Source organism: Bacillus cereus group sp. BfR-BA-01356, from assembly GCF_022663635.1.
In the GTDB taxonomy this organism is placed as follows: Bacteria; Bacillota; Bacilli; order Bacillales; family Bacillaceae_G; genus Bacillus_A; species Bacillus_A cereus.
In genome coordinates this window covers 1-5052 of sequence record NZ_JAKUFX010000215.1, presented here as the reverse complement: position 1 = coordinate 5052, position 5052 = coordinate 1, and the positions used below count along the sequence as shown (strand labels likewise).

Here is a 5052-nt window from a genome sequence, read left to right as displayed (position 1 = left end):
GGTTTATTTGAGATGCTTATTTTTAAGAGTATGCTTTTATTTTAGGAATGTTTTGATCCGATGAGTCGAAAGCTCAGGTTGTGCTCACTCTTAAGTTGATGGGCATGGGGCTCTATACTACCTTTTTGAAAAAGGTACATGATGACTATTTCGATACTTTATTAGATGACACATCGGGTTATATTCTGTTCTTCGGTTTTATTGGAAAAGGGCTGCTCTGGATACACCAAAAATTATTTCCAAAGAAATATTATATAGGGATTTTTAGAGGGATTACATTTACATTTAGTTGTCTATTTTTATTTCTAGCAGCCGGGATTTGGTTTGTTGATTGGAATAAGTCGTTTTAAACAGTAACATGAGGGTTACTGTTTTTTTCTTTGTAATAAAGAGCTTTGTAAAGAGAGCGCTTTTTGTTCTGCTGTTAATAAGGAATGAATATGAACGTTTTCTGGACGAGGGACTATCGGATACATAAGATTGGTTGGAGAAGGATGGTGCTCCGAGCCAGTTGGGGAATGAGGATCTGCATGAGTAAGTTTTCCGTGAATACGTCTTGTAAATAAGATATGACCGATTTCGTGAGCGAGCGTATATATATTTTTCATAGGAGCAGCTGAGTTTGTTAAAACGATATATCCTGTAAGTTGTTGCTGTTTTGCTAAAGAGTAAGCGCAGGCAATTACTGCTGTTTCTTTGAAATAATCACTGCCAATATAACAAATATAAAGGTCGCATTCAGGAGCTTCATTTACACATGTTTGGAAAAAGGATGCCAGCTTTTCTTGACTTTGAATGGAATTTTTATAACTGATTTCACGGTCAAAAAAACGGAAAAGTTCATTTAATACAATTACTTCTTGAATTTGAAATGTAATGGGGTGCCAAATTGATTCTGCAACAGCTAAATCTTTTGCGATGCGGTCATCAGAAATATCGGCGCCGGGAGTAATACAAATACATATATTGACGTATGGATCCATAAGGAACACCTCAAATGAAAAAAGTTCTTCCTATAATATATGTGGGAAAAAGATGTCATGTATGGATAAACGCCTTCTTTATTGAATATATAGATGACAAGTCGAAAAAATTTCATAGTTCTATAACGTAGTGTGATCATCTTTTTGATATAGTAAAGGAAAGGGGGAGAATATATGTATACATTAAAAATCGTTTCAGACAGAGAAGCACTTTATCAATTTGCGAGTTATGTAAGAGTTGTACAAGGGGTGGAAGATGTATATGTAGAGGTGGGAGAACCTTTATATGAACATCCGTTAATGAAGTTTTATGTACATATTAAGCTGAAAGAAACATATGAGCAGCATAAAGCGTTACAGGAAATAGCAAGATTAGTAGAATTGGGGCGTTTTACATATGTCCATTATCGTAATGATGAAATTGAGGAAGCTTTTGAAGCTGTAAAATATGAAAGTTTTAAGAAATAAAGGTGAAAAAAAGGAGGCGAAAGCTTCTTTTTTTCTTTAAAATTACATGAACAAAAAGAGCAAAATTTTGTTATGATAAGGGAGGTTAGGGAAAGGGGAATTTACATATGGGGTATATTGAAGAGTTACGAAAAGTCGTTGGTACAAGGCCGCTTATTCTCGTAGGATCAGCAATTATTATATTAAACGATAATCAAGAAGTATTGCTTCAATATCGTTCAGATACATATGATTGGGGTGTACCTGGTGGGGCGATGGAACTGGGCGAAACGACAGAAGAAACTGCACGTAGAGAGTTATTTGAGGAAACGGGGTTAACTGCAAAAATAATGCAATTTCTTGGTGTTCTATCTGGAAAAGAAGTATATTTCCGTTATCCGAATGGCGATGAAATTTTCAATGTTATTCATCTGTATCAGGCACATCATGTGAGCGGGGAATTAAAGCTCGATCATGAAGGGTTAAAACTTCAATATTTTCCAGTAGATAAGTTGCCAAAATTGAATGAAACGACAGAGAAAATTTTACAAAAGTTTTTATATGCGCTGACAGAATAGAAGGTTAATTCCTTCTATTTTTATTATATTAAATATTTTGATTTTTTAGTATGTTTATAGTATGATAGTTATAGATATACATCTTATGGAATTTCACCTAAAAACTGACTAGGGTACATAAGAGAGGGGCAAGTGCAAAATGCATAATGTTGTTATTACAGCTGCAGTTCGTTCGCCAATTGGAACTTTTGGAGGAGCGCTAAAAAATGTAACGCCAGTAGAATTAGCTGTTCCTGTACTTCAGGAAGCTGTAAAACGAGGCGGGGTAGAACCACATGAAGTTGATGAAGTAATTTTAGGTCATTGTATTCAAAGAACTGATGAAGCAAATACGGCGAGAACAGCTGCATTAGCGGCAGGATTTCCTGACACAGTTACGGGATATACAATCCAACGTCAATGTTCTTCAGGTATGCAAGCAATTATGTCAGCTGCAATGCAAATCCAATTAGGTGTAAGTGATGTTGTTGTTGCAGGTGGGGTAGAAGCGATGAGTTCGAGCCCTTATGCATTGAAACAGCACCGCTGGGGACAACGTCTACAGCACGGAGAAATTCGTGATACGGTGTGGGAAGTGTTAGAAGATCCGATTCACCATATTATGATGGGTGAAACAGCGGAAAATTTAGTTGAACAATATGAAATTACAAGAGAGGAACAAGATGAAGTTGCTCTTCGCAGTCATACATTGGCACTGAAGGCAATCGAGTCTGGATACTTTGACGATCAAATTGTTCCTATTACAATAAAAGAGCGTAGAAAAGAAGTTGTATTTTCGAAGGATGAACATCCACGTGCAGATATTACAGCTGAAAAATTAGCTGGATTGAAGCCGGCATTCCGTAAAGATGGATCAGTGACTGCTGGAAATGCATCTGGCCTTAATGACGGGAGTGCAGTTCTAGTATTAATGAGCGAAGAAAAAGCGAAAGAAAAAGGTTTACAACCGTTAGCTAGAATTGTTGGATATTCAGTAGCTGGAGTAGATCCAAAAATTATGGGTATTGGACCAGCACCAGCAATTCGTAAAGGTTTAGAAAAAGTAGATTGGTCATTGGAAGATGCAGATTTACTTGAAATTAATGAAGCTTTCGCGGCTCAATATTTAGCTGTAGAGAAAGAGTTAGGCTTAGACCGTGAAAAAGTGAACGTAAACGGTAGTGGCGTAGGACTTGGGCATCCAATTGGTTGTACAGGGGCTCGTATTACAGTAAGTTTAATTCACGAATTAAAAAGACGTGGGTTAGAAAAAGGAATTGCCTCTTTATGCGTCGGTGGCGGTATCGGGGTTGCCTTATTTATAGAAGCACTATAAAAAAGAAGCAGCTATTGCTGCTTCTTTTTTTACGACTCAAATAGATGATGGAATAATCGATCGCGATTTTCAAAGAAAAGTTTCGTCGTTTGGTAATGCTCAGTTTCTTCTAATGTGGATTCGTGAATTCCCTCTTGTGTTAAAGAATATATAGTGGATTCAGGATAAGCCATTAAAATAGGAGAATGCGTCGCGATAACAAATTGTGAACCTTGTTCAGCTAGTTCGTGCATTCGAATGAGCATGGAAAGTTGTCTCATTGGTGATAAAGCTGCCTCAGGCTCATCTAAAATGTATAAACCTTGTCCTGAAAAACGGTTCATAAATAATGAGAAGAATGATTCACCGTGTGATTGTTTGTGTAGTGAGATACCACCATAAGAGTTGATAACCGGATTCCCACGTGCTTCTCTATCAGCATCTATTTCATCAATATAAGAAGCAACGTTATAAAATGATTCAGCGCGAAGAAAGAAACCGTCGTTTGGTGTATTGAAACTTTTTGAAATGCGAAGGTATTCATGTAAAGATGAATGGGAATCGTTTGTGCTAAAGCGGAAGTTCTTCGTTCCACCTTCTGCATTAAAACCTAACGCAATTGCAATTCCTTCAAGTAATGTTGATTTACCTGTTCCGTTTTCTCCAATAATGAATGTTACATTTGGATGGAAAGCTAGTGATTGTAATGTTCGAATAGCGGGTAAGCAGTAAGGATATGCGGAAAAACTAGGGATATTTTCTTTTTTTAATGTGACATTTTGTAAAAAGGGTACGTCAATCAATATATAAACCTCAATTCATAACGGATTTTGAATTTAAAAAGGCAGCAAATACAAGTGTTAATGACACCTGAATCCCTTCTTGTTTTCTGAATATTTTATGTGGATTATATCATTTAAACTATCATATTCCAATGTGAAAATAAATATTGCATGAAGATCCATTCTCTCGTTATGATATATGGTATTCTATTGAAAATGTGAGAAGGAGTTAAAGTATGCCGTTTACATTTGCACATCCAGCAGCAGTTCTTCCTTTTGCGAAAAAGCACTCTAAACATATTTCAGTAACGGCTCTTATATTAGGTAGTATGGCGCCTGACTTTGAATATTTTTTGCACTTTAGACCCTATGGTGTTATTGGCCATACATGGCTTGGGTTCTTATATTTAAATTTACCGCTTGTATTTCTAATCGCATACATATATCATTACATTTTAAAAAAGCCGTTTATAACGCATTTGCCTAAACCGTTTGCTGGTTATTATTCATATGCAATAGATGAGAGGTGGGGGCTACATACCTGGAAAGAATTCTTTGTATTTTGCTATTCTGCATTATTCGGTATGCTCACGCATGTTGTTTGGGATGCATTTACTCATAATACAGGCTATTTCGTTATGAAAATAGCATTGTTACAAATTGAATTACGCAGTATTCCATTGTATAAATATATGCAACATGGGAGTACATGTGTTGGCTTATTATTGCTATTATACGTACTATGGAAGTATAAAGATGAAACAGGGAAAGATATGATTGTAGCTTTAGAAAAAAGAAAGTATTGGGTTTCGATAATCATTGTGACAGCTTTTATATTTATCGTGCATGCGTTCCTAGATCCCATGCCCATCAACTTAAAAATCTTCACTACCCCCAAGTGTAAAAAAACGTTATTCTTTCTAAAAAAGCTAGACTAGAAAGGATGACGTTTTCTTATGAATCTCTCG

7 protein-coding genes are annotated in these 5052 nt (G+C 36.2%); 5 read left to right on the top strand and 2 right to left on the bottom strand.

Annotated elements, in window-relative coordinates:
* The first annotated feature begins 98 nt into the window (after window positions 1-98).
* Window positions 99-350 carry a DNA-binding protein gene (locus tag MR168_RS32165; protein WP_242291749.1) on the top strand — a complete coding sequence of 84 codons (252 nt, stop codon included), beginning with the start codon at window positions 99-101 and terminating at the stop codon, window positions 348-350.
* 15 nt (window positions 351-365) lie between these two features.
* Here the strand turns inward: MR168_RS32165 and MR168_RS32160 are convergent, their stop codons facing one another.
* Window positions 366-983 (bottom strand): ImmA/IrrE family metallo-endopeptidase, encoded by a 618-nt coding sequence (locus tag MR168_RS32160; RefSeq protein ID WP_000371605.1) that lies wholly within the window; start codon window positions 981-983, stop codon window positions 366-368.
* Window positions 984-1157: 174 nt separating this feature from the next.
* Between MR168_RS32160 and MR168_RS32155 the strand changes: the two genes are divergently transcribed.
* From MR168_RS32155 to MR168_RS32145, 3 genes are all read left to right on the top strand, one after another.
* The gene (locus MR168_RS32155) at window positions 1158-1451 is read left to right on the top strand and encodes a DUF3928 family protein (RefSeq protein WP_000288330.1); all 294 of its coding nucleotides are present in this window, start codon (window positions 1158-1160) and stop codon (window positions 1449-1451) included.
* 107 nt (window positions 1452-1558) lie between these two features.
* Window positions 1559-2008, top strand: coding sequence for an NUDIX hydrolase (locus MR168_RS32150; RefSeq protein WP_000540529.1), 450 nt, complete (start codon window positions 1559-1561; stop codon window positions 2006-2008).
* Window positions 2009-2147: 139 nt separating this feature from the next.
* Window positions 2148-3323, top strand: a complete 1176-nt coding sequence (locus tag MR168_RS32145; protein ID WP_000552078.1) for an acetyl-CoA C-acetyltransferase — start codon at window positions 2148-2150, stop codon at window positions 3321-3323.
* 29 nt (window positions 3324-3352) lie between these two features.
* Here the strand turns inward: MR168_RS32145 and MR168_RS32140 are convergent, their stop codons facing one another.
* A complete protein-coding gene (locus tag MR168_RS32140; RefSeq protein WP_000567998.1) occupies window positions 3353-4105 on the bottom strand; it encodes an AAA family ATPase in 753 nt (250 codons plus the stop codon).
* 215 nt (window positions 4106-4320) lie between these two features.
* Between MR168_RS32140 and MR168_RS32135 the strand changes: the two genes are divergently transcribed.
* Window positions 4321-5022, top strand: a complete 702-nt coding sequence (locus tag MR168_RS32135; RefSeq protein WP_086412188.1) for a DUF4184 family protein — start codon at window positions 4321-4323, stop codon at window positions 5020-5022.
* The last annotated feature ends 30 nt before the right edge of the window (window positions 5023-5052 follow it).